The sequence below is a fragment of the Rathayibacter sp. VKM Ac-2857 genome, from assembly GCF_013205025.1.
In the GTDB taxonomy this organism is placed as follows: domain Bacteria; phylum Actinomycetota; class Actinomycetes; order Actinomycetales; family Microbacteriaceae; genus Rathayibacter.
Map to the genome: position 1 here is coordinate 576,638 of NZ_JABMLE010000001.1, position 21,422 is coordinate 598,059.

Here is a 21,422-nt window from a genome sequence, read left to right on the forward strand (position 1 = left end):
CCACAAAACGATGGGGAAACCGTTACACAGCGGTAACCAGGAGGTGGAATCCTTGCGCGGATTCGCACGAAACGTGCGTCTGCGCGGCGTTCCACGCACGACAGCGAATCCAGGAAGGGGCCTCCGCGTGTCCACCGCTCCCCCAGCGTCCGCCCAGTCCCGGCGCCGGATCGGGGCCGAGATCCTCCTGGTGCTCGGGCTCTCGCTCGGCGCCTCGGCGGTCTACTCCGTGGTGTCGATCGCGAACAAGCTCACCCGCTCCGTCGCGCTCGGGCAGCAGTCGACGACGATCAACGGGGCGCTGAGCGACAGGCCGGCCTTCGACCTGATCTACCAGCTGCTCGCGCTGTTCTTCGACGTCGTGCCGGTGCTGCTCTGCGTCTTCCTGCTCTGGCAGGCCGGTCCGCGGCCGCTCGGCCGGCTCGGGCTCGACCTGCGCCGGCCGCTCCCCGACCTCGGCACGGGAGTCGTGCTCGCGGTGGCGATCGGCGCGCCCGGCATCGGTCTGTACGTGCTCGGGCGGGCGCTCGGCATCACGGTGGCGGTCGTGGCGTCGCCTCTGGACGCCTACTGGTGGACGGTGCCCGTGCTGGTGCTCTCGGCGATCCGGGCGGGGGTGCAGGAGGAGGTGATCATGATCGGCTACCTCTTCGCACGCCTCGGCGACCTCGGCTGGGGGCGCTGGCGGATCCTGTTCGCGAGCGCGCTGCTGCGGGGCAGCTACCACCTGTACCAGGGCATCGGGCCGTTCATCGGCAACGTGATCATGGGTGTGGTCTTCGGTCTGTTCTACCAGCGCTTCGGGCGCACGCTGCCGCTGGTGATCGCGCACTCGATCATCGACATCGTGTCGTTCGTGGGCTACCCGCTGGCGGTCGCCCTCTGGCCGGAGCTGTTCGCGGCGCCGACCCCGCAGCCGACGCCCTCCGTCACTCCGACGCCCTGACGCCCCTCGTCGTCCGGCGCCGGGCGGCCGATCCGTCACGAACGGTCGTGTTGCGAAAGCGGACACGACCGTCCGCGACGGATCGTCGGCGGGCGTCAGGCGAAGGCCTCGATGGGCGGGCAGGCGCAGACGAGGTTGCGGTCGCCGTAGGCCTGGTCGACGCGGCGGACCGGCGGCCAGTACTTGCCGCGGACCAGCGAGCGGACCGGGTAGACGGCCTCCTCGCGGCTGTACGGGTGCGCCCACTCGGCGTCGACGAGGCACTCCGCGGTGTGCGGGGCGTTCCGCAGTGGGTTGTCGTCCACCGGCCACTCCCCCGCGCCGACGCGGTCGGCCTCGGCCTTGATGCCGATCATCGCGTCGATGAAGCGGTCGATCTCGGCGAGGTCCTCGCTCTCGGTCGGCTCGACCATCAGCGTGCCCGCGACGGGGAAGCTCATCGTCGGCGCGTGGAAGCCGTAGTCGACGAGGCGCTTGGCGACGTCGTCCACGGTCACTCCGGTGGCCGCGGTGAGCGGGCGGATGTCGAGGATGCACTCGTGCGCGACGAGGCCGCTGCCGCCGGTGTAGAGCACCGGGAAGTGCTCGCGGAGGCGGGCGGCGACGTAGTTGGCCGAGAGGACGGCCGCACCGGTGGCGGCGCGCAGTCCCTCCTCGCCCATCATCCGGGCGTAGGCCCACGAGATCGGCAGGATGCCGGGGCTGCCGTACGGCGCCGCCGAGACGGGTGCGCCGCCGTGGACGACGGTCTCGCCGTGCTGGCCGACGGAGTGCTCGAGCCGCTGCGCGAGCGGGTGGCCCGGCAGGAACGGCGCGAGGTGCGCCTTCGCGGCGACGGGGCCGACTCCGGGGCCGCCTCCGCCGTGCGGGATGCAGAACGTCTTGTGCAGGTTGAGGTGCGAGACGTCGCCGCCGAAGTCGCCGAAGCGGGCGAAGCCGAGCAGCGCGTTGAGGTTCGCGCCGTCGACGTAGACCTGGCCGCCGGACTCGTGGACGAGGCGGCAGATCTCGGCGACCTCGTGCTCGTAGACGCCGTGCGTGGACGGATACGTGATCATCAGCGCGGCGAGGCCCTCGGCGTGCTCCACGATCTTGGCGCGGAGGTCGTCGAGGTCGACGTTGCCGAGCTCGTCGCAGGCGACGACCACGACGCGCATGCCGGCGAGGACGGCGCTGGCCGCGTTCGTCCCGTGGGCGCTCGAGGGGATGAGGCAGACGGTGCGCGCCTCGTCGCCGCGCGAGCGGTGGTAGCCGCGGATCGCGAGGAGCCCGGCGAGCTCGCCCTGCGAGCCGGCGTTGGGCTGCAGCGAGACGGAGTCGTAGCCGGTGAGGTGCGCGAGCCAGCGCTCGAGCTGGTCGACCAGGGCGAGGGAGCCCTCGACGTCGGCCTCGGGCGCGAACGGGTGCAGTCCGGCGAACTCGGGCCAGCTGACCGCCTCCATCTCGGCGGCGGCGTTGAGCTTCATCGTGCAGGAGCCCAGCGGGATCATGCCGCGGTCCAGCGCGTAGTCGGCGTCGGCGAGGCGCTTGAGGTAGCGCATCATCGAGGTCTCGCTGCGGTGCGTGTTGAAGACGGGGTGCACCAGGAACGGCGTGGTCCGCTCCAGCGCGCCGGGGATGCTGCGCGCGGCGCCGGCGAGGACACCGTGCGCGGCGTCGAGGTCGCCGATCGCGACGGCGACCGCCACGACCTCCTCCGGGGTCACCGTCTCGTCGAGGGCGACCGCGACGGTGTCGGCGTCGACGAGGCGCAGGTCGAAGCCGGCCTCGCGCGCGCGGGCGACAGCCGCCTCCGCGCCCTGCGGGACGACGACCGCGACGGTGTCGAAGAAGTCGGCGTGCCGGAGCGCGTGCCCGCGGTCGAGCAGGAGCCGCGCCAGCAGCGCCGCGCGGGAGTGCACCTGCTCGGCGATCCGGGCGAGGCCGTCCGGTCCGTGGTAGACCGCGTACATCGCGGCCATCACGGCGAGCAGGACCTGCGCGGTGCAGATGTTCGAGGTCGCCTTCTCGCGGCGGATGTGCTGCTCGCGCGCCTGCAGCGAGAGCCGGTACGCGGGGTTGCCGGCCGCGTCCTGGCTGACGCCGACGAGGCGGCCGGGGAGCTGGCGCTCGAGGCCCTTGCGGACGGCGAGGTAGCCGGCGTGCGGTCCGCCGAAGCCCATCGGGACGCCGTAGCGCTGAGTGGTGCCGACCGCGACGTCGGCGCCGAGCTCGCCCGGCGAGCGGACGAGGGTGAGCGCGAGGAGGTCGGCCGCCACGATCGCGAGACCGCCGTGCGCCTTGACGGCGCCGAGGACAGCGGAGGGGTCCCAGAGGTGGCCGGACGCGCCGGGGTACTGGACGAGGGCGCCGAAGGACTCGGGCAGCTCGTCCGCGTCGGTGCGCGAGAGCGGCAGCTCGACGATGCGGATGCCCACCGCCTCCGCCCGGCCGCGCAGCAGCGCGAGGGTCTGCGGGAGCGCGTCGGAGTCGACGACGAAGACATCGGTCTTCGCCTTCGAGGCGCGGCGGGCCAGCAGCATCGCCTCGACGACGGCGGTGCCCTCGTCGAGCATCGAGGCGCCGGCGGTGTCGAGACCGGTGAGGTCGGCGACCATCGTCTGGAAGTTGATCAGCGCCTCGAGCCGGCCCTGCGAGATCTCGGGCTGGTACGGCGTGTAGGCCGTGTACCAGCTCGGGTTCTCGAGGACGTTGCGCTTGATCACGGCCGGGGTGAGCGTGCCGTGGTAGCCGAGGCCGATCAGCGGGCGGCGCACGGTGTTGCGCGCGGCGAGGGCGCGCAGCTCGGCCAGCGCCTCGGCCTCGGTGGCCGGCGCGGGGAGCACCGGCGCGAGGTCGCGGACGTGGATCGACTCGGGGACGGCGGCCTCGACCAGCGCGTCGACGGAGTCGTAGCCGAGCGCTGCGAGCATGGTGCGCTGCGCGTCGGCGTCGGTCCCGATGTGGCGGGACTCGAACTCTCCGGGGGTGCGGGCCGCCATCTACTCGCCCACCAGCTCGTCGTAGGCGGCCGCGTCGAGCAGGCCGTCGGGCAGCGCGTCGAAGCGCACCTTGATCAGCCAGCCGTCGCCGAAGGGGTCGGTGTTGACCAACTCGGGGCTGTCGACGACGGCGGTGTTGGTCTCGAGGACCTCGCCGTCGACGGGCGCGAACAGCTCGCCGACCGACTTGGTCGACTCGATCTCGCCGACGACGCTGCCGCCCTCGACCCGGCTGCCCGCCTCGGGCAGCTCGACGAAGACGACGTCGCCCAGCTTGTCGGCGGCGTAGGCGGTGATGCCGACGGTCGCGGTCTCGCCCTCGACCAGGATCCACTCGTGGTCGGAGGTGTACTGGAGCTCGGTGGGAACGGCCATGGTCAGTTCTTCTTTCTGGAGTAGAAGGGGAGCTCGGTGACGGTCATCGGGAGCCGGCTGCCGCGGATGTCCACGGAGACGACGCTGCCGGGCTGCGCGGAGGCCGGCGCGACGTAGGCCATCGCGATCGGCACGCCGAGGGTGGGCGAGAGGATGCCGCTGGTCACGACGCCGATCACGTCGTCGTCGGGGCCGTGGACGCTGTAGTCGGCGCGGGCGGCGCGGCGGCCCTCGCCGATCAGGCCGACGAGCACCGGGGCGTCGCCGGAGGGGCCCTCCTCGCTGGCCGCGCGGCCGACGAAGTCGATCGGCTTGCCGAGGGCGACGACGCGGCCGAGGCCGGCCTGCGCGGGGAAGACGTCGCGGGAGATCTCGTGGCCGTAGAGCGGCATGCCCGCCTCGAGGCGGAGGGTGTCGCGGGCGGCGAGCCCGGCCGGGACGAGGCCCGCGCCGGCGCCGGTCTCGGCGAGCGCCTCCCAGAGCGCGGGGGCGGTGTCGGGGGCGACGTAGATCTCGAAGCCGTCCTCGCCGGTGTAGCCGGTGCGCGCGATCAGGATCGGGTGCGCCTCGAAGCTGGCGGGCACGGCGCGGTAGTAGCGCAGCTCCTCGAGCAGGCGGGCCGCGTCGTCGGTGTCGAGCACCGACTCCTCGCCCCGGTCGACCTCGATCGCGAGGCCCTGCAGGTTCTGCAGGATCTCGAGCGAGCGCGGGCCCTGGATCGCGATCAGCGCGACGTCGTCGCTCTCGTCGTAGAGCTCGCACTCGAACATCGCGGTGCGGTCGCGCAGCTGCTCGGCGACCACGTGGCGGTTGGCGGCGTTGGCGACGACCATGAAGCGGTCCTCGCCGGTGCGGTAGACGACGAGGTCGTCGATCACGCCGCCGGTGCGGTCGAGCAGGAGGGTGTACTTCGCGCGGCCGACGGCGACGGCGGAGAGGTCGCTCGCGAGCGCGTAGTCGAGGGCGTCCACCGCCTCGGGGCCGACGACGAGGATCTCGCCCATGTGGGAGAGGTCGAAGAGTCCGGCCGCGGTGCGGACGGCGTGGTGCTCGGCGAGGTCGCCGGTGTAGCGGACGGGCATCCACCAGCCGGCGAAGTCGGTGAAGGAGGCGCCGGCGGCCACGTGCACGTCGTGCAGCGGCGAGCGGCGGGGCTCGGTGCTCGGCGCGGTGGCGTCGGGCGAGTCGATCTCGATGCCGCCGGTGTCGGGGGCGCCGGACTCGGCCGGGGTCTCTTCGACAGGGTTTTCGTCAGACATGGGAGTTCTCCAATTCGTCGCAGTGCTGCGCACGCGCCCGCACAGGTCGGTGATGCGTGGCACAGCAGTGCCGTGGGAACTCCCCCTCTGTCGTGGTGCCTGAGAGATTCACGCCGCCCCTCACGGGGCGAGCGCTTTCACCATCGGCGGATCCTCTGCGGATCGCTTTCCAGAGTGGCCAGTTCGACGCGGTACAAGACCTGAGAGATTGGCGGGGAGGCTTGCTCCTTCGGTGCCGACCGGAGTCGGCTCTCCCGCGTCGCGTATGCGGCCCGGTATTCGGTTGTCCGCTCACCCTAGCGGGCGGGTGCGCGTCCTGTCCCCCCGCCGCGAGATGCCACTTGTGCACGGCTTTCGCGGCGTGTCGCGTGCACAAGTGGCATCTCGCGGAGGGGGACGGAGTCGAGCGCAGGCGGAGGAGGGACTTGGCGTTCGGGTCGGGGTGACACTAAGCTCCGGGGAGTCGTTAGGGTCAGGGTGACCTTTAGGGAGGGTCTCGTGGAGGCAGCAGCGCCGCAGCTCGCGGTGTCGACCGTGATCTTCGCGCTGCGTCCGCATCCGGAGACCGGGGCCGCGGCCGTCTGGATCCCCGTCGTCCGCCGGCTGCGCGATCCGTATCAGGGGCTCTGGGCGCTGCCCGGCGGTCCCCTCCGACCGGACGAGGACCTCGCCGAGGCGGCGCGCCGCACCCTCCGCGAGACGACGGGCCTCGCTCCCCGTTACCTGGAGCAGCTCTACGCCGTCGGCGGCACCGAGCGCTCCCGCGGCGAGCGCCGCGTCGTCTCGATCGTCTACTGGGCGCTGGTGCGGACCTCCGAGGCCGACGCCGCGATCGTGGACGAGAACGTCGCCTGGCTCTGCACCGACCTGATGCCCGAGCTGGCCTTCGACCACGGTCTGATCGTCGACTACGCCCTCTGGCGCCTGCGCAACAAGATGGAGTACTCCCGCATCGCGCAGGCCTTCCTCGGCGAGACGTTCACGCTCGCCCAGCTGCGCGAGGTGCACGAGGCCGTCCTGCAGAAGCCCCTCGACCCGGCGAACTTCCGCCGGACGATCGAGGCCTCCAAGACCGTGGTGCCGACCGAGCAGCGACTGACGGGCACCCGTCACCGCCCGCCCCGGCTGTACCGCTACGACGGGTCCGTGGCACTCGTCGACAACGGGCCCCTGCCGGTCTAGCACCGGCCGCCGCCCGCACCAGGCCGCCGCCGGCCCCGGACCGGCCGCCGCCCCCGTCCGAACCGCACCATCGAGGAGACACCGTGACATCGGTCGACAGCACCATCCAGCTCATCGAGCGGGGCGCCGCCCCCGGCGCGACCTGCGCACCCGAGCTCGCCGACGCGCCCTGGTCCTTCGACCTCGGCCTCCCCGCCTACGGCCCGGGCGCCTCGCAGGCGGACCCGATCCCGGCGGCGTCGCCCGTGCAGGGCCGGCTGCCGGACGAGTACACCGCGGCGAGCGCCGACGAGCTGCACCGCCGCATCCTCGCGGCGAAGGAGACGCTGGGCGAGCGCGTCGTCGTGCTCGGCCACTTCTACCAGCGCGACGAGGTGGTGCAGTACGCGGACTTCGTCGGCGACTCCTTCCAGCTCGCGAAGGCGGTGGCGAACCGACCCGACGCCGAGGCGATCGTCTTCTGCGGCGTGCACTTCATGGCCGAGACGGCGGACATCCTCTCCCGGCCGGATCAGGCGGTCATCCTGCCGAACCTCGCCGCGGGCTGCTCGATGGCGGACATGGCCGACATCGACTCGGTCGAGGACGCCTGGGCCGAGCTGACCGAGCTCTACGGCACCGAGCCGGACGCCGACGGCCGCGTCCCGCTGATCCCGGTGACCTACATGAACTCGTCCGCGGCACTCAAGGCATTCTGCGGACGCAACGGCGGTGTGGTCTGCACCTCCTCGAACGCGACCACCGTGCTCGAGGACGCGTTCGCGCGCGGGCAGCGGGTCCTCTTCTTCCCGGACCAGCACCTCGGCCGCAACACCGCGAAGGCGATGGGCGTGCCGCTCGAGCGGATGCCGATGTGGAACCCGCGGAAGCCCGGCGGCGGCTCGGACGAGGCGACGCTGCTCGACGCGCAGGTCATCCTCTGGCACGGCTTCTGCTCGGTGCACAAGCGCTTCACGGTGGCGCAGATCGAGCGCGCGCGCCTCCAGCACCCGGACGTCCGCGTGATAGTGCACCCGGAGTGCCCGATGGCGGTCGTCGACGCGGCGGACGAGTACGGCTCGACCGACTACATCGTCAAGGCGATCCAGGCCGCGCCGGCGGGCAGCACCTTCGCGATCGGCACCGAGATCAACCTGGTGCAGCGCCTGGCGGTGCAGTACCCGCAGCACACCATCTTCTGCCTCGACGACGTCGTCTGCCCGTGCTCGACGATGTACCGCATCCACCCGGGGTACCTCGCCTGGGTGCTGGAGGGGCTGGTCGCGGGGACGGTGCACAACCGGATCTCGGTCGACGAGTCGGTGCAGGACCAGGCACGCGTGGCGCTCGAGCGGATGCTCGCGGCGGTGCCGCCGGCCGGGCCGGCCGCTCCTGCTCCCGTGGCGGGGGTCTGACGTGTCCCGCGTCGTCGTGGTCGGCAGCGGGATCGCCGGCCTGGTCGTCGCCCTGCTGGCCTCGCGTCGGCACGAGGTCGTCCTCGTCACCAAGGGCGCGCTCGCGGAGTCGAGCACGCGCGCCGCGCAGGGCGGGATCGCCGCCGTCACCGCGGCGGGAGACTCCGTCGCCCTGCACGTCGAGGACACCCTGACCGCGGGCGCCGGGCTGTGCTCGCGCTCGGCCGTCGAGGTGCTCTGCGCCGAGGGCCCGGCAGCCGTCGCCGCGCTGCAGGCCTGGGGCGTCGGCTTCGACCGCGACGGCGACGACCTCGCCCGCGGCCTGGAGGGGGCGCACTCGCGGCCTCGGATCCTGCACGCCGGGGGCGACGCGACCGGATCCGCGATCGAGGAGGCGCTCGTCGTCGCGGTGCGCGCCGCCGCGGTCACGGTGCTCGAGGAGACGGTGCTGGTCGACCTGGTGCGGCCGGGAGCGGCCGTGACCGGCGTGGACGTGCTGCGGGACGGACGGGTCGAGCGGATCGCTGCCGATTCCATCGTCCTCGCGACCGGCGGGGCCGGGCAGCTCTACCGGCACACCACGAACCCCGCGGTCGCGACCGGCGACGGGCTCGCCGCGGCGCTGCGGGCCGGCGCCCAGACGGCCGACCTGGAGTTCTACCAGTTCCACCCCACCTCACTCGCGCTGCCGGGCGGGTTCCTGGTGTCGGAGGCGGTCCGCGGCGAGGGCGCGGTGCTGCGCGACGCCGCGGGTGAGCGCTTCCTCGTCGGGGTGCACCCGGACGCCGAGCTGGCGCCCCGCGACGTGGTCGCCCGCGCGATCGCCGACCGGATGCTGCTCCAGGGCGGGCTGCCCGTGCACCTCGATGCGCGCGCCATTCCCGCGGACGTGCTCGCGCGCCGCTTCCCGACCATCTCGGCCGCCTGCCGCGCGGGCGGTCTCTCGCTCGCCGACGACCTCATCCCCGTGACGCCGGCCGCGCACTACTGGATGGGCGGGATCGCGACCGACCTGGACGGGCGGACCAGCCTCCCCGGGCTCTTCGCCGTGGGCGAGGTCGCCTGCACCGGCGTGCACGGCGCGAACCGGCTGGCGTCGAACAGCCTGCTGGAGGGCGTCGTCTTCGCCCGGCGAGTCGCGGCGGCGCTCGACGGACCGCCCGCGATGCCCTCGTCCGAGGCGCCGGAGCCCTCCGCCCTCGTGCCGCTCGCGCTCGACCGCGCGCTCCTGCAGGAGACGCTCTGGTCGGGCGCGGGGCTCTCGCGCGACGCGGCCGGCCTCGAGGCGGCCCGTGCCGTGCTGCTCGCCGCAGGCTCCCCCGCGCCGCTCTCGCGGGCGACCCTCGAGGACGCGAACCTCCGCACCTCCGGCCTCGCCCTGATCGACGCCGCCCTGGCCCGCGCCGAATCGCGCGGCGCCCACCACCGCACCGACCACCCCCACCCCTCGGCGAGCGCCTACCGCGTCGCCGGCACGAGAAAGGTCGCCGTCCCGTGCTGACCCGTCAGAGCATCGAGCGCATCGTCACCCTGGCCCTGGAGGAGGACGCCCCCTGGGGCGACCTCACCTCCGACACCCTGCTGCCCGCCGACGCGACCGCTTCGGCGGCACTCGTCGCCCGCGAGCCCGGCGTCTTCAGCGGCGGGGCGGTGCTGCTCGGCACGTTCCTGCAGGCCGACTCGCGGGTCCGGGTGCAGGACGTCGCCGCGGACGGCACGGTCTTCGCGGCCGGTGACGTCCTCGCCCGGATCGACGGCCCGGCCGGCGGGGTGCTGCGCGGCGAGCGCGTGGCGCTGAACCTGGTGCAGCGGATGAGCGGCATCGCGACGCTGACCGCGCGCTACGTCGAGGCCGTGGCGGGCACCCGCGCGCGCATCGTCGACACCCGGAAGACTACGCCGGGACTGCGGGCGCTCGAGCGGCACGCCGTGCGCAGCGGTGGCGGGCACAACCACCGCTTCTCACTCTCGGACGCGATCCTGGCGAAGGACAACCACCTCGCGATCCTCGCCCAGCGCGGTCTCGACCTGACGGAGGCGCTGCTCGCCGCGCGCGCGGCCGTCTCGCACACGACGCACATCGAGGTCGAGGTGGATCGGCTGGAGCAGATCAGCGCGGCCCTCGCCGGCGGCGCCGACACGATCATGCTCGACAACTTCACGCCCGAGCAGCTGGCGCAGGGCGTCGTGCTGATCGGCGGCCGGGCCGTGGTCGAGGCCAGCGGCGGGGTGAACCTCGACACGGTCCGCGCGATCGCGGAGGCCGGCGTCGACGTGATCTCCGTCGGAGCGCTGACGCACAGCGTCCGCTCGCTGGACCTCGGCCTCGACATCGCGATCGAGGCTCCGGCCGCGTGATCTACCTCGACCACGCGGCGACCTCGCCCGTGCGCCGCGAGGTGCTCGAGGCGATGTGGCCGTTCCTGACCGGCGAGTACGGCAACCCGTCCAGCAGTCATGCGCTGGGCGCGTCTGCGGCCCGCGCACTGGAGGAGGCGCGGCGGCACGTGGCGCGGTTCCTCGGAGGGCGCGGCTCGGAGGTCCTCTTCACCTCGGGCGGGACGGAGTCGATCAACACGGCGGTCAAGGGCATCGCGCTCGGCGGTCTCACCGCGCAGCGCGGCCGGCACGTCGTGATCTCGGCGATCGAGCACGAGGCGACGGTGGAGTCGGCCGACCATCTGCGGCGGCTGCACGGCTTCGAGGTGTCGGTCGCGCCGGTGGACGGCGCGGGGCGGCTCGATCTGGAGGCGCTCGCCACGCTGCTGCGGCCGGACACGGCGCTGGTCTCGGTGCTGGCGGCGAGCAACGAGATCGGCACGCTGCAGGACGTGCCGGCGATCGCGGCGCTCTGCCGGCCGCACCGGATCCCGCTGCACGTGGACGCGGTGCAGGCGGCGGGGTGGATCGACCTGGCCGGGCTGGGCGCGGACGCGATGTCGATCTCGGGGCACAAGCTCGGGGCGCCGAAGGGCGTGGGGGCGCTGCTGCTGCGCAGTCGCGTGCCGTTCGAGCCGCTCGTGCACGGCGGCGGTCAGGAGCGGGCGCGGCGCTCGGGGACGGAGAACGTGGCGTTCGCGGTGGCGCTCGGGGCGGCGGTGCAGCTCGTGGATGCCTCGCGGGGCCCCCGCGTCTCGGCCGTGCGCGACGCGTTCGCTCTGCGGGTGGCGGCGGAGGTGCCGCGGGCGGTGCCGCTCGGGTCGGCGGAGCACCGGCTCCCCTCGATCGCGTCGTTCGTCGTGCCCGGGCGCAGCGGCGAGTCGATCCTGCTGGCGCTGGAGGAGCGCGGCGTCGTGGTCTCCAGCGGCTCGGCCTGCGCGGCCGGCCGCGACGAGCCGTCGCCGACGCTCCTGGCGCTCGGGCTCGAGCCGGCCGTCGCCCAGACGGCGGTGCGCTTCAGCTTCGGCGCGGAGTCGACGCCGGCGGACGCGGACGCGGCGGCAACCGCGTTCGCGGCGGTGCTCGCGCCGGGCTGACGTCCGCCGACTTCCACCCGCGGCTGGTCGCGGTCGCCCGCGTCCACCTCATGCTGGTCGAGCAGCGGAGGCAGATCGCGACATCCAGCTCGTCACGACGACTGCGTCCGCGTGCTCGATGTCGAGCTCTGCCGCCGCATCCGCGGAGAGGGCGCGGACGAGCGCGCACACCCGGAGACGTCCGAAGGGATCGACGAAGCGACCGATGTCGAGCAGCTCGTCGCGGAGAGCCCCCGCCTCGAAGATCTCGTCGATGGCATCGAGATCGGCCTCCCCCCAGGGCGATCGTGTGAGAGCGAATGCGTCACCGAGGAACGGCTCAAGCGCGTCTCGGGCTGCTGTCGAATCGGTCGTGCTCGCGACGCCGACCCAACCGTCCGGCAGCTGATGAGCGACATAGGAGACGAGAACGTCGGCTCGCAGCCGATCGAGGGCGGCGAGGAGATCAGGAGCCAGCGCATCGGAGTGGGAGACGCGCCCGGTGGGAATGATCGAGAGATCGATCCGATCGCCGAGGTGCTCCGGAAGACGCACGGGATCGAGCGCCGCGACTACTCGAGCGTCGGAGATCTGCTGGCCGTCCCAGTAGCCCTGCACGGTGGTGACGCCCTCCCGCTGGAAGCCGAGCGGAAGGTCGGTCAGGACTTCGATGCCGGCCGCGTGCTGCAGAACGTGGTCGTAATGCCCTCGGCCGATCGCCGCGAGGCGTACGCGCCCGCCGTCCGCCCGAACCCGACCAGTAGCGACGACGAGGTCATCGCGATCGGAGGAGACGCCCTCCTCCTGAGGGAGGCGTCGGTACTTCCCACTTCTCCTGACGGAGCTCGCCCGATCGCGATCCTCCACGTGCACCTCCTGGCATCGTTGCACTCGACGAGAGCCATGACGGCCCACCGTCTCGTCGGTCACTTCTTAGAAGCGAAGATACTTCAATTCCGTCTAGATGACAATACGCAGATGGTGTCTTTGCCAGGACGTTTGACCGGCTCGTCGGATGCGCAGTGGGAGACGAGCCCTGGAAGCGAGCTGGCCGGTGCGCGCTCAGCAGCGCTCGATCGCCAGGGCGACGGAGCGCAGAGCGGGCCGACGACCGGACAGAGCGCGCCGATGTCCTCGAGTTCCTGCGCCGGGAAGGCTCTTGCGGTCGATCGTGCCTAGGGTCCTCTACGGACCAGGACGGCGACGATCCTGCAGAAGGACGATCGGTCGGTATTTAGATGAGGATTCGCGAGCGGACTTCGTCGCCCTCCCGAAGTGGCGCCAGGGCGGTGACCGTCCTCGCGGTCGTGACCGCGGTCCTCAGCGGCTGCGCTCTCGGACTGCCGCCGATGGACGGATCCGCAGCGCCGCCGCCCGCTGCGAGCTCCATCCCGACCGTCGACGGCCCCGGCCGGACGGCTCCTCTCGATCTCGCGACCTTCGACAGGATCAATCGGGAGACGGTCACGTCGATCGGCGACCCGAGCGGCGCGGATCTGACGCGGGCGCTGATCGCCGGTGGCGTGGACCGGGCCGGTCTGGAGATCACGGCCGACATCACGACCGCCGACAAGAGGGCGGATGCGGTCTTCGTCGCGGTGAAAGTCGGTGGCTCGTGCTTCGTGGGTCAGTACCGGCACAAGGCGTCGGGCGAGGACGGCGACCGGAGGTACCTCGGGGTGGTCGTCGCGCCGCTCGCGACGGGGCGGTGCCTGATCGGAGATCCGGTTCCCGTCGAGTGACGGCACATCATTCGGAGACGGTGTCACCTCATGCTGATCGAGTAGCGGCCGCAGGCCGCGTATCGAGATCCACCGGCGGCAGACGAGACGACTGCAGACCCGCCCTGCTGGGGACGGTGGGTCTCGATACGCCCCTTCGGGGCTACTCGACCAACATGCAGTCGCGACAGGCCCTGCGGGGCTGCTCGACCAGCATGCGATCGCGATGCGCCGATGCGGCAGCCTGCAGTCGCAATACGCCGAGGCGGGGTTGATCGACCCAGCATGGTGGGCGGCGGCGGTGCGCCGTCTCGTCACCGCTCACCCCGCTGCCGACACGCCGGATGCGCGACGGATGTCGGCCGATCGGGAATGTCGGAGGCGCCTGGCAGTGTTCTGAGTCTCGTACCACCCGTCGCATCGACGTCACCCAGGCGATGCGCCCCCTCACGACGATCCCCTTCACGACCGGAGACGCACCTGTGACCGAGCGCACCCTTCCCGAGACCCGGCCCGCCGCCGCGGCCGACACGCCCTCGACGGCGCTCGACCCGCGCAGCCGCCTCGTCATCAGCCTGCTGCTGGTCTCGGCCTTCGTCGTGATCCTCAACGAGACGATCATGAGCGTGGCGCTGCCCGACCTCATGCGCGACTTCGGCGTCGAGGCGCACGTGGGCCAGTGGCTCTCGACGGCGTTCATGCTGACGATGGCGGTCGTCATCCCGATCACCGGCTACCTGATCCAGCGCCTGCACACCCGCACGCTCTTCGCCGCCGCGATGACCCTCTTCAGCCTCGGCACGCTCAGCGCCGCGCTCGCGCCGACCTTCGAGGTCCTGCTCGCCGCGCGCGTCGTCCAGGCCGGCGGCACGGCGATCATGATGCCGCTGCTGATGACCACCGTGATGACCCTCGTGCCGCCGGCCATCCGCGGCCGGATGATGGGCAACATCTCGATCGTCATCTCGGTCGCTCCCGCCGTCGGACCGACGATCTCGGGCATCATCCTCAACTTCCTCAGCTGGCGCTGGATGTTCTGGATCGTGCTGCCGATCGCCGTCGGCGCGCTGATCCTGGGTCTCCGCAAGGTCGAGAACGTCACCGAGCCGCGCAAGATCCCGATCGACTCGCTCTCCGTGGTCCTCTCCGTCTTCGGCTTCGGCGGGCTGGTCTACGGGCTCAGCAGCCTGGGCGAGGGCGGCGAGGCGATCGTCGCTCCCTGGGTGCCCTTCGTCGTCGCCGGTGTCGCGCTCGCGGCGTTCATCGTCCGCCAGCTGCTGCTGCAGAAGACGGACCGCGCCCTGCTCGACCTGCGCACCTTCTCCTCCGGCAACTTCACCGTGGTCATCGTGATGATGGCGGTGAGCATGTCCGCCCTCTTCGGCACGCTGATCCTGCTGCCGCTCTACACCCAGAACGTCCTCGGCCTCACCCCGCTCGAGACCGGCCTGCTCCTGCTGCCCGGCGGCCTGCTGATGGGTCTGCTCGCGCCGTTCGTCGGCCGCGGCTACGACCGCTTCGGGCCGCGGGTGCTGCTGGTCCCCGGCTCGATCATCGTCGCCGGTGCGCTGTGGGGCTACACGACGCTCGACGAGAACTCGGTCTCCTGGTTCATCCTCTCCCTGCACGTGGTGCTGAGCCTCGGCCTCGCGCTGGTCTTCACCCCGCTGTTCACCGCGGGCCTCGGCTCGGTGCGCCCCGCGCTCTACTCGCACGGCAGCGCGATCATCGGCACGGTCCAGCAGCTCGGCGGAGCGGCCGGCACGGCGCTGTTCGTCACCGTCCTCTCGGTGCAGTCGGCCGCGCTCGCCCGCGAGGGCGTCGACGAGGTCGTCGCCACGGCGGGCGGCATCCACTCCGCGTTCGTCTGGGGCGCCTCCATCGCGACCGCCGCGATCGTCGCCGCGTTCTTCGTCAAGCGCCCCGCGGAGTCGGACGTGCCGCGGCCCGTCGCCGCCCACTAGGGTCCGTCCGGTGCTTCACTCGGGGCACCGGCTGTTCACCTCCGCGTCACCGAGCGCCCCTACCGTGGCGCCCCGGTCGACGTGCTCCCGGACGCGCGGCCGGAACGGAGAGCACACGTGAGCACGGCCGCGCATCCCCAGGATCTCCTCGACGCCGGCGGACTCGCCCCGGCGCCGCGCACCTTGATCGACGTGCTGCGCGACACCGCCGAGCGCCACCCCGACGCGTCCGCGCTCGAGGACCCGGCCGGCGCTCTCAGCTACCGCGAGCTGCTCGCCCGCGTCGTCGCCACCGCCGCCGAGCTCACCGCCTCCGGGGTGCGCCGCGGCGACCGTGTCGGCGTGCGGATGGCCAGCGGCTCGCGCGAGCTGTACCTCGCGATCCTCGCCGTCCTCGCGGCCGGCGCCGCCTACGTCCCGGTCGACGCCGATGACCCCGAGGAGCGGGCCCGACTCGTCTTCGGCGAGGCGGCGGTCCGCGGCCTCATCACCGGCTCCGGCCGCTTCGAGCGGGTCGATGCGGAGCCCGCGCGGCTGTTCACCGGCTCGGCGCCGCACCCCAGCACCGCCTCGATCCCGCTGCTGCAGCCGCCGACCCTCGAGGACGACGCCTGGATCATCTTCACCTCGGGCTCGACCGGCACGCCGAAGGGCGTCGCCGTCAGCCACCGCTCGGCCGCCGCCTTCGTCGACGCCGAGGCCCGCGTCTTCCTCCAGGTCGAGCCCCTCGGCCCCGGCGACCGCGTGCTGGCAGGCCTCTCCGTCGCGTTCGACGCCTCCTGCGAGGAGATGTGGCTGGCCTGGCGGCACGGAGCCTGCCTGGTGCCCGCCCCGCGCTCGCTCGTGCGCAGCGGCATGGACCTCGGCCCCTGGCTGACCACGCACGGCATCACCGTCGTCTCGACCGTGCCGACCCTCGCCGCGCTCTGGCCCGCCGAGTCGCTCGAGAACGTCCGGCTGCTCATCTTCGGCGGCGAGGCCTGCCCGCCGGAGCTCGGGCAGCGCCTGGCCGTCGACGGCCGCGAGGTCTGGAACACCTACGGCCCCACCGAGGCGACCGTCGTCGCCTGCGCCGCTCCGCTCGGCGGGCCCGGCCCGGTGCGGATCGGCCTGCCGCTGGACGGCTGGCGGCTGGCCGTCGTCGACCCCGAGGGCCATCGCGTCGGGGAGGGCGAGGTCGGCGAGCTGATCATCGGCGGCGTCGGCCTGGCCCGCTACCTCGACCCGGCGAAGGACGCCGAGAAGTACGCGCCCGCGCCGACCCTCGGCTGGGAGCGCGCCTACCGCTCCGGCGACCTCGTGCGCTTCGAGAGCGCCGGCCTCGTCTTCCAGGGCCGCGCCGACGACCAGGTCAAGCTCGGCGGCCGCCGCATCGAACTCGGCGAGGTCGAGTCGGCGCTGCAGGGCCTGCCCGGAGTCTCGGGCGCCGCCGCCGCCGTCCGCACCACCGGCGCCGGGATCCAGGTCCTCGTCGGCTACCTCGCCCTGGCCGGCGGTCGCGAGCTGGACCGCGACGCCGCGCTGGCGCGCCTGCGCGAGGAGCTGCCGGCCGCGCTCGTGCCGCTGCTGGCCGTGGTCGACGAGCTGCCGACGCGGGTGTCGGGCAAGGTCGACCGCGCCGCGCTGCCCTGGCCGCTGCCCGACAGCGGAGCGGCGGATCCGGGACTCGACGCCGAGACCGCCTGGCTCGCCGGTCTCTGGCGCGAGGTGCTCGGCGTCCCGGTCGACGAGAAGGCCAACTTCTTCGACCTCGGCGGCGGCTCGCTCGCCGCCGCCCAGCTCGTCGCCCGGATCCGCGAGCGCGACCCGGAGTTCACCGTCGCCGACGTCTACGCTCACCCGCGGCTCGCCGCGATGTCGGCCGAGATCACGAGCCGGGCGACCGGTGCCGGCGAGGTCTCGACCCACCGGATCGCGCCGGTCCCGCGCCGGATGCAGGTGCTGCAGACCCTGCTCGGCGCCCCGCTGCTCGTGCTCGGCGGCGCCCGCTGGACCACGGTGGTGCTCACGGCCTGCGCCCTGCTCGACCTGCTGCCCGGCTTCGACTGGCTGCCCACCGTCCCGGTCGCGTGGCTCGTCGTGGCGTTCGCCCTCTTCTGCACCCCGTTCGGCCGGATGGGCCTCACCGTCCTGGCCGCCCGCGCACTGCTGCGCGGCGTGCGCGCGGGCGACCACCCGCGCGGCGGCGGCGTGCACCTGCGGCTGTGGCTCGCGGAGCGGATCGCCCACCAGCTCGGTGCCGTCAGCCTCGCCGGCGCCCCCTGGGTCGCCCTCTACGCTCGCGCCCTCGGCGCCCGGATCGCCGACGACGTCGACCTGCACTCGCTGCCGCCGCTCACCGGCATGCTGACCCTCGGCCGCGGCGCCGCGATCGAACCGGAGGTCGACCTCTCCGGCTACTGGATCGACGGCGACGTCCTGCGCCTCGGCGCGGTCCGCGTCGGCGCGGGCAGCACGGTCGGCGCGCGCAGCACGCTGCTGCCCGGCACCCGCATCGGGAAGAACGCCCAGATCGAGCCCGGCTCCGCCGTCTTCGGCCGGGTGCCCGCCGGCCAGCGCTGGAGCGGCTCCCCCGCGCAGCGCGTCGGCAAGGCGAGTGCGGGCTTCCCCGCCGAGCGGCCACCGCGGGCGACGTCGTGGCTCTGGGCCTACGCCGTCTCGGCGGTGGGACTGGCCGCCGTGCCCGTGGTCTCCTTCGCGGCGGGCCTGAGTGCGCTCGCCCTCGCCACGCAGGGCTCCGCCGATCTCCCGGAGGCACTCCCCCGCGCCCTCGCCGCCCTCGTCCCCGCGGTCGCCGTCACCGGCGTCGTGCTGGCCGGGCTCGTCGTCGTGCTCGTGCGCCTGCTCGGCCGCGGCGTCGAGGCCGGCACTCATCCCGTGCGCGGCCGGATCGGCTGGCAGGTCTGGTCGACCGAGCGCCTGCTCGACCACGCCCGGACGCTGCTCTTCCCGCTCTACTCCGGTCTCTTCACTCCGGTCTGGCTGCGGCTGCTCGGCGCGAAGGTCGGCCGCGACGTCGAGGCCTCGACCGTGCTGCTGCTGCCCGCGATGACGACGATCCGCGACGGCGCCTTCCTGGCCGACGACACCCTCGTCGCCTCCTACGCCCTCGGCGGCGGCTGGATGCGGCTCGCCCGCGCCGAGATCGGCGAGCGCGCGTTCCTCGGCAACTCCGGCATGGCGGCGCCCGGCCACACGGTGCCGGCCGGCGGACTGGTCGCGGTGCTCTCCTCCGCGCCGCGCAAGTCCAAGGCGGGCTCGTCCTGGCTCGGCTCGCCGCCGGTGCGGCTGCGGCGGACCGTCGTCGAGGCGGAGTCGTCGCGCACCTTCCGGCCGGCCGCACGCCTCCGCGCCGCCCGGATCGTCTGGGAGCTGCTGCGCTTCGTGCCGGTCGTCGTCTCGATCGCGATCGGCTTCGGAATCGTCGTGGCCCTGCTGGCGCTGGTGCCGACGATCGGGGCGCTCGCGACGGCGGTGGTCGGCGGGGTCGTCCTGCTCGCGGCCGGCGCCGTCGCCGCAGCCGTCTCGACCGCGGCGAAGTGGCTCCTGATCCAGCGCGTGCGCCCGAGCGAGCACCCGCTCTGGTCCTCCTTCGTCTGGCGCAGCGAGCTGGCCGACACCTTCACCGAGATGGTCGCGGCGCCCTGGTTCGCGCACGCCGCAGCCGGCACGCCCGCGCTGGTCTGGTGGCTGCGGAGCCTGGGCGCGCGGATCGGCCGCGGCGTCTGGTGCGACAGCTACTGGCTCCCCGAGGCCGATCTCGTCGATCTGGGCGACGGAGCGACCGTGAACCGGGGCTGCGTCGTGCAGACCCACCTGTTCCATGATCGAATCATGAGTATGGATCTCGTGAGTCTCGACATCGGCGCCACGCTCGGCCCGCACAGCGTGATCCTCCCCGCGGCGACGATCGCCGCGCACGGCACGGTCGGCCCCGCCTCGCTCGTGATGCGCGGCGAGCTCGTGCCCGCCGGCAGCCGCTGGAGCGGCAACCCGATCGGCCCGTGGCGGGAGGTGCGCGTCGGCGACTACCACGCGCCCGTCGCGTGAGCCCCGCGCAGACCGGTCTGGAGACGGCGGGCGACCCGTACCTGTCGGGGATCGGCAACACGGGTTACCGCGTCGAGTCGTACGACCTCGATCTCGACTACCGGGTGTCGAGCAACCGGCTCGCGGGCCGCGCGACGCTGCGGATCGTCGCCCTGCAGCCGCTGCGCCGCTTCTCCCTCGACCTCAGCCGCCTCCGGGTGACCCGGGTGCGCGTCGACGGACGCAAGGCACGGGCCGAGCAGGTCGCGCACAAGCTCCGGATCACGCCCGCCGAGCCGCTCGGGGCCGGCGAGAGCTCGATGGTGGAGATCGAGTACGGCGGCCACCCCGGTCCGCGCGCCAGCCACTGGGGCGAGCTGGGCTGGGAGGAGCTGGCCGACGGCGTGCTCGTCGCCTCGCAGCCCTCGGGAGCCTCGACCTGGTACCCCTGCAACGACGACGTCGCCGACAAGGCGGCGTACCGGATCCGGGTGAGCGCGGAGGAGGGCTACTCCGTCCTCGCGAACGGCGTGCTGCTCGAGACGAGCGAGCGCTCGGGCCGGCGCACCTGGCTCTACGAGCAGCAGGAGCCGACCGCGAGCTACCTCGCGTCGGTGCAGATCGGGCGCTACGTCCTGGAGGACCGGCTGCTCGCCGGAGTCGCCGTCACGCTCGCGCGCCCGGCCGCCCTGGCCTCTCGCGTCGCGCGCGACTTCGCGCCGCTGAGCGACATGCTCGCCTTCTTCTCCCGCGTGTTCGGCCCCTATCCGTTCCGGCAGTACACCGTCGTGGTCACCGCGGACGAGCTCGAGATCCCGCTGGAGGCGCAGGGCATGGCGGTGTTCGGCGCCAATCACGCCGACGGCCGCGGCGGCTCGGAGCGGCTGATCGCGCACGAGCTGGCGCACCAGTGGTTCGGCAACAGCGTCGGCCTGGCCCGATGGCGGCACATCTGGCTCAACGAGGGCTTCGCCTGCTACGCGGAGTGGCTGTGGTCGGAGGAGTCGGGCGGGCTCAGCGCCGACGCCCAGGCCCGCCGGCACCACGCACTCCTGCGGCTCCAGCGGCAGGACCTCGTGCTGGGCGACCCGGGACCGGTGGACCTCTTCGACGACCGCGTCTACAAGCGCGGCGCGCTGACGTTGCACGCGCTTCGCCTGCGGCTCGGTGACGCGGCGTTCTTCGGGCTCCTGCGCACCTGGACCGCGCGGCACGCCTCCGGCATCGTGAGCGAGGACGACTTCCGCGCGCTCTGCGCCGAGGTCGCGGGCGGTTCTGCGGCCCCTGGCGTCGCGGCGCTGCTCGACGCGTGGCTGGTCGACGTGCGGCTGCCGCCGCTACCGGCCGCCCGCTGAGACGAGCGAGTCCTCGAGCGCGTCGCCGTGCTCCCGGCGCCAGCCGATGATCGGACCGGCGCCTCCTATCGCGTCGCCGAGCGCGACGCTGACCCGCAGCGACGGGTCGAGGCGCGGCTCGGCGAGCCGGAATCGCGACTCGTCGATCCGCGCCTCCGCGGCGAAGCGCGACTCGTGGATCCGGACGCGGCGCGGATCGACGTCCAGCCCGCGGCCGTCGGCCTTGAGCGCCGCCTCGATGCGGGTCCAGTGCAGGATCGGATCGGCCGCGCGGAACCCGCCCGTGGCGAAGGGGGCGCCGGCGATCCGCGTGATCGCGACGCCGCGCTCGGCCGGCCCCTCGACGGGCTCCACGTCGACCCCGACGATCCCCGCGCTGCTCGCCGCGACGACGACCGCGCCCGCGCAGTGCGCGATGCTGACGGAGAGGTGCTCGGCACCGTCGATCCAGGGGCGCCCGTGCGCTCCGCCGCAGCGGGCGCAGCGCGCCGACACCTGCACCGCCGTCGCCGGTCGCCCGAGCAGCTCGCCCGCGAGCATCCGCAGCAGCACCCGGCCGAAGACGAAGCGCTCGGCCACCGCCGCCGACCCGGTCGCGCGATAGCGCTCGCGCTCCGCCGTGCCGAGCAGCGGCAGCAGACGCCCGGCGTCGAGGCTCTGCTCGTCGAGCGCGAGCCAGCGCAGATGCACTCCCGGCAGGTCCTGCACGGCGTCGTGCGTCATCGTCCTGTCCCCCATGATCCCGTCCCCCTGATCCCGTC

15 protein-coding genes and 1 riboswitch are annotated in these 21,422 nt (G+C 73.4%); of the genes, 10 read left to right on the top strand and 5 right to left on the bottom strand.

What is annotated here, in order from left to right; genetic code table 11:
• Positions 1-127: 127 nt before the first annotated feature.
• Positions 128-946, top strand: a complete 819-nt coding sequence (locus tag HQQ86_RS02595; RefSeq protein WP_367948522.1) for a CPBP family intramembrane glutamic endopeptidase — start codon at positions 128-130, stop codon at positions 944-946.
• Positions 947-1,041: 95 nt separating this feature from the next.
• Here HQQ86_RS02595 and gcvP read toward each other — a convergent pair whose 3' ends face one another.
• From gcvP to gcvT, 3 genes are read right to left on the bottom strand one after another with little or no spacing between them, the layout of a single operon-like run.
• Positions 1,042-3,927: an aminomethyl-transferring glycine dehydrogenase gene (gene gcvP, locus HQQ86_RS02600; RefSeq protein WP_216844911.1), complete on the bottom strand. Its 2,886-nt coding sequence runs from the start codon at positions 3,925-3,927 to the stop codon at positions 1,042-1,044.
• On the bottom strand, positions 3,928-4,302 hold the full coding sequence (gene gcvH / locus HQQ86_RS20870) for a glycine cleavage system protein GcvH (protein ID WP_216844912.1): 375 nt from the start codon (positions 4,300-4,302) through the stop codon (positions 3,928-3,930).
• A 2-nt stretch (positions 4,303-4,304) separates the two neighbouring features.
• A complete protein-coding gene (gene gcvT / locus HQQ86_RS02605) occupies positions 4,305-5,561 on the bottom strand; it encodes a glycine cleavage system aminomethyltransferase GcvT (protein ID WP_173286234.1) in 1,257 nt (418 codons plus the stop codon).
• A gap of 179 nt (positions 5,562-5,740) precedes the next feature.
• A riboswitch (glycine riboswitch) is annotated at positions 5,741-5,828 on the bottom strand.
• Between the two features lie 231 nt (positions 5,829-6,059).
• Here gcvT and HQQ86_RS02610 point away from each other — a divergent pair.
• The 5 genes from HQQ86_RS02610 (at position 6,060) to HQQ86_RS02630 (ending at position 11,613) form a co-directional block, all read left to right on the top strand.
• Entirely contained in the window at positions 6,060-6,743 is a 684-nt protein-coding gene (locus tag HQQ86_RS02610) for an NUDIX domain-containing protein (RefSeq protein ID WP_173286236.1), read from the top strand.
• 83 nt (positions 6,744-6,826) lie between these two features.
• Positions 6,827-8,137, top strand: coding sequence for a quinolinate synthase NadA (gene nadA / locus HQQ86_RS02615; RefSeq protein ID WP_173286238.1), 1,311 nt, complete (start codon positions 6,827-6,829; stop codon positions 8,135-8,137).
• A gap of 1 nt (position 8,138) precedes the next feature.
• The gene (nadB, locus tag HQQ86_RS02620) at positions 8,139-9,638 is read left to right on the top strand and encodes an L-aspartate oxidase (RefSeq protein ID WP_173286240.1); all 1,500 of its coding nucleotides are present in this window, start codon (positions 8,139-8,141) and stop codon (positions 9,636-9,638) included.
• Positions 9,632-10,495 carry a carboxylating nicotinate-nucleotide diphosphorylase gene (nadC, locus tag HQQ86_RS02625; protein ID WP_173286242.1) on the top strand — a complete coding sequence of 288 codons (864 nt, stop codon included), beginning with the start codon at positions 9,632-9,634 and terminating at the stop codon, positions 10,493-10,495. Before nadB ends, nadC begins: the two co-directional genes overlap by 7 nt.
• Positions 10,492-11,613, top strand: a complete 1,122-nt coding sequence (locus HQQ86_RS02630) for a cysteine desulfurase family protein (protein WP_173286244.1) — start codon at positions 10,492-10,494, stop codon at positions 11,611-11,613. Before nadC ends, HQQ86_RS02630 begins: the two co-directional genes overlap by 4 nt.
• A gap of 48 nt (positions 11,614-11,661) precedes the next feature.
• On the opposite strand, the gene HQQ86_RS02635 is transcribed toward HQQ86_RS02630, so the two are convergent.
• A complete protein-coding gene (locus tag HQQ86_RS02635) occupies positions 11,662-12,459 on the bottom strand; it encodes a hypothetical protein (RefSeq protein ID WP_173286246.1) in 798 nt (265 codons plus the stop codon).
• 422 nt (positions 12,460-12,881) lie between these two features.
• Between HQQ86_RS02635 and HQQ86_RS02640 the strand changes: the two genes are divergently transcribed.
• The 4 genes from HQQ86_RS02640 (at position 12,882) to HQQ86_RS02655 (ending at position 20,661) form a co-directional block, all read left to right on the top strand.
• A complete protein-coding gene (locus HQQ86_RS02640) occupies positions 12,882-13,334 on the top strand; it encodes a hypothetical protein (protein ID WP_173286248.1) in 453 nt (150 codons plus the stop codon).
• Positions 13,335-13,795: 461 nt separating this feature from the next.
• The gene (locus HQQ86_RS02645) at positions 13,796-15,277 is read left to right on the top strand and encodes a DHA2 family efflux MFS transporter permease subunit (protein ID WP_367948523.1); all 1,482 of its coding nucleotides are present in this window, start codon (positions 13,796-13,798) and stop codon (positions 15,275-15,277) included.
• Between the two features lie 117 nt (positions 15,278-15,394).
• Complete coding sequence (locus tag HQQ86_RS02650; RefSeq protein WP_367948524.1) at positions 15,395-19,327, top strand: Pls/PosA family non-ribosomal peptide synthetase; 3,933 nt, start codon at positions 15,395-15,397, stop codon at positions 19,325-19,327.
• Positions 19,324-20,661 carry a M1 family metallopeptidase gene (locus HQQ86_RS02655; RefSeq protein WP_173286254.1) on the top strand — a complete coding sequence of 446 codons (1,338 nt, stop codon included), beginning with the start codon at positions 19,324-19,326 and terminating at the stop codon, positions 20,659-20,661. The genes HQQ86_RS02650 and HQQ86_RS02655 overlap by 4 nt, the downstream gene beginning before the upstream one ends.
• On the opposite strand, the gene HQQ86_RS02660 is transcribed toward HQQ86_RS02655, so the two are convergent.
• Positions 20,644-21,384 (bottom strand): 4'-phosphopantetheinyl transferase superfamily protein, encoded by a 741-nt coding sequence (locus tag HQQ86_RS02660; RefSeq protein WP_173286256.1) that lies wholly within the window; start codon positions 21,382-21,384, stop codon positions 20,644-20,646. The genes HQQ86_RS02655 and HQQ86_RS02660 overlap by 18 nt on opposite strands.
• Between the last annotated feature and the right edge of the window lie 38 nt (positions 21,385-21,422).

What these genes read in the sequence shown, in the direction of transcription:
- gcvH (WP_216844912.1), bottom strand. Translation starts at nt 4,302, where the DNA reads ATGGCCGTTCCCACCGAGCTCCAGTACACCTCCGACCACGAGTGGATC.
- gcvT (WP_173286234.1), bottom strand. Translation starts at nt 5,561, where the DNA reads ATGTCTGACGAAAACCCTGTCGAAGAGACCCCGGCCGAGTCCGGCGCC.
- gcvP (WP_216844911.1), bottom strand. Translation starts at nt 3,927, where the DNA reads ATGGCGGCCCGCACCCCCGGAGAGTTCGAGTCCCGCCACATCGGGACC.
- HQQ86_RS02660 (WP_173286256.1), bottom strand. Translation starts at nt 21,384, where the DNA reads ATGACGCACGACGCCGTGCAGGACCTGCCGGGAGTGCATCTGCGCTGG.